General features: G+C 41.3%; 3 protein-coding genes and 2 pseudogenes. 3 read left to right on the plus strand and 2 right to left on the minus strand.

The genetic code is table 11. The features are described 5' to 3' along the window. Positions 1 to 115: pseudogene (locus ACYTXL_RS29670) on the minus strand (alcohol dehydrogenase); the annotation flags it as partial. Between the two features lie 54 nt (positions 116 to 169). After that, positions 170 to 295 carry a hypothetical protein gene (locus tag ACYTXL_RS29675; protein WP_461927768.1) on the minus strand — a complete coding sequence of 42 codons (126 nt, stop codon included), beginning with the start codon at positions 293 to 295 and terminating at the stop codon, positions 170 to 172. A 151-nt stretch (positions 296 to 446) separates the two neighbouring features. Here ACYTXL_RS29675 and ACYTXL_RS29680 point away from each other — a divergent pair, with 151 nt between their 5' ends. The 3 genes and pseudogenes from ACYTXL_RS29680 to ACYTXL_RS29690 all read left to right on the plus strand — a co-directional run. Then, positions 447 to 647: a helix-turn-helix domain-containing protein gene (locus ACYTXL_RS29680; protein ID WP_461927769.1), complete on the plus strand. Its 201-nt coding sequence runs from the start codon at positions 447 to 449 to the stop codon at positions 645 to 647. 404 nt (positions 648 to 1,051) lie between these two features. Further along, positions 1,052 to 2,704, plus strand: a complete 1,653-nt coding sequence (locus ACYTXL_RS29685; protein WP_461927770.1) for an ABC transporter substrate-binding protein — start codon at positions 1,052 to 1,054, stop codon at positions 2,702 to 2,704. 22 nt (positions 2,705 to 2,726) lie between these two features. Further along, a pseudogene (locus ACYTXL_RS29690) lies at positions 2,727 to 2,828 on the plus strand (CRISPR-associated endonuclease Cas2); the annotation flags it as partial. Positions 2,829 to 2,971 lie beyond the last annotated feature (143 nt).

A 2,971-nucleotide genomic window follows, 5' to 3' on the forward strand; every position in this document is an offset into this window, starting at 1 on the left:
CCGCCACCAAGCGGATTAAAAGTTCAGTATTACCTACAGGAACAACAGGGTTTGGCACTTCCTGTACTTGCAGAACTTCGGGACTGCCAGCTGCTATCATCAAGACTGCTTTCATAACACCGTAATCATAGATTTATTCTATACTTTGAGTAGATTCATGACTGAGTAACTACTCAAAATCTTCTAAGTCTCCATCAGTTACAGTCAACCATGTTTTGAGCAGACTTTTTATCTGCTCCCCTGGCAATGCCTCAAGATGCTCTAAAATTTGCTGTTTAATATTGTTGGCTGTCATATAGTATTTGATTTTTGTCGCAAAACATTAGAATTCAACGTAATACCTGTATATCTAATTCTAACTAAGATCTTTTTTTAAGTCCTGGCTTAAGTAGGTGGTTACAATTAAATATAAGATAGAGAAGGTTTAAAAAACAGGTAATATTGAGATGTCTGCTCCATTGCGAGTTAGATTAACAGATTTAGAAGATTTGACGCTTTTGGAGTTGCGGTCAGCGACAACAGTTGCTCAACGGACACGAGATCGCGCCCACATAATTCGATTAAATGCCCAAGGATGGAATGTACCAGCCATCGCTAAAATTTTTGAGTGTCACGAACATACGGTACGGGCAACACTGAAACTATGATTTAGCTATCGCAATTATTGATGGCATGGAAGCTAGAAGCGTAAAGGGTGAATATGCCCTTGAGCGTCTTGTATTTACAGCTATTTTCAGCTAAATAGACCACGCGGTAGGGGCACAGCATTGCTGTGCCCCTACGATACATGTGGTTCAAATACATGAAAACTGCTGTAATTGTGCCTAGCTACTTATTTCGTCGAAAATTCCTGGCTGATTCAAAATATCCCCTAAGCTTACGAATTAAAGAGATACAAAAACCATATCTAAAACTTGAAATTTTGCATAGCTGGCAATGATAGTGATAATTATTCTCAGAATGAGAATTGCTGATCAACTATCTTTGATTCAGCACAATAGTCACAAATGTAGTAAAATTACTGACCTCTGATATCACAAATATTATTGCCATGACTTGGTTTTCCTTGTCCGTGAAACGGTGGGGTCGGATTAGACAATTCCTATCTTTGTTCTGTCTATGTTTATTTTTAGTTGTTAGTTGCGCTCCTCGTCCCAAGCCTTCTACGCCGCCATCCGGTTCTGTAAATAGTCCTACAGGTGATGGGCGGATTACTATAGGTACAACAGCAAAGCCAAGAACCCTTGATCCGGCTGATGCTTATGAGTTAGCATCCTTGGTTTTGGTGTTTAATATGAGCGATCGCCTCTACAACTACGAATCAGGAAGCACCGAAATTAAGCCCCAGCTAGCTACAGCATTACCCAAAGTCAGTCGAGATGGCTTAACTTATACCATCCCCTTGCGTCAGGGAGTAGTTTTTCACGATGGGACTCCCTTCAACGCCCAAGCAATGGACTTTACCATCCAGCGCTTTATTGAAAATAAGGGAAAACCCTCATTCTTACTAGCCGATATAGTAGATTCGATCAAACCGACAAGCGAGTATGAGTTAACCATCAAGCTGAAAAAGCCCTTTGCAGCGTTTCCCTCATTGCTGGCATTTCCTGGGATGTGTGCAGTTTCACCCAAAGCTTACGAACTCGGTGCTGGTAAATTCAAACCGAATATTTTTGTGGGGACTGGCCCTTATAAATTAGGACAGTATGGTACTGATTCCATCCGACTTGATGTATTTGATAAGTATTGGGGAGAAAAACCAGCTAACAAAGGTGTTAACCTCCAAATTCAAACTAGTCCGGTTAATTTATTTAATGCTTTCCGTACAGGTGCAGTGGATATAGCTTATCAGTCGTTACAGCCAGATCAAAATCGGAGCTTGGAAGAAGGTGGTAAAAAAGGGGATTGGCAAGCGATCGCAGCTCAGGGTAGTGTAGTGAGTTATCTGGTATTAAACCGGAATCAAAAGCCTTTAGATAAATTAGAGGTAAGACAAGCGATCGCATCAATAATTGACCGTCCACTTTTAAACGAGCGAGTCTTACTTGGTCAAGCAGACCCGCTTTACAGCATGATTCCCACCACATTTAAAGTTTCTGTGCCATTATTCAAAGAGAAATATGGCGATGCTAACTTTGATCAAGCTAAAAAATTATTAACTACCGCTGGTTTCTCCAAAGAAAATCCTGCAAAAGTACAAGTTTGGTATCCTTCTAGTTCACCTACTCGTAGTTTGGCAGCACAGACACTCAAATCACTTGTCGATGTCAAAATGGATGGAATACTGCAATTTGAAGTCACCCAAGCCGAAGGGCCAGCCTTCTTTAAAGATATTGCTAAGGGTTTGTATCCAGCAGCTTTACTTGATTGGTATCCAGACTTTTTAGATCCAGATAATTACGTCCAGCCGTTTTTGTCTTGTGACAAAGGTTCAGTTGCTAAAGGATGTGAAGATGGAGGCAGTCAAACTCAGGGTTCCTTCTACTATAGCGAAGCCATCAATAAACTGATTGATCAGCAACGCAAAGAACAAAACCCCGAAGCACGTCAGAAAATTTTTACAGAAATTGAAACGCAAGTAACAACTGATGTACCTTACGTTCCCTTATGGCAAAACAAAGACTATGTATTTGCCCAAAAAGGTGTTAGTAGCGTACAACTTAACCCTACCCAAATTCTGGTTTACCAGACACTTAAAAAGTAGTTAGGAGTTAGGAGTTAGGAGTTTTTATTTTCTCTGTGGCTGTTGTCAGCGAAAAGTCGAACGTATTAGCGGAGAACAGCCACGGGACGAAACAATTTTCTTTGCTGAGTCCCCTTCTAGCTAGCTTCCTCCCTATTCTGGTAAATACTGCCGCAAGGGGATGCCATGATACTCATAGAACCTCGCGGGATGTGGGAAACTCAGACACTTCAGTGCTGAGAGGGAAACGGCTCGTGCGACTTTAGTCGCAGTCAACATTAATTGCAC

The organism is Nostoc sp. (assembly GCF_054880495.1).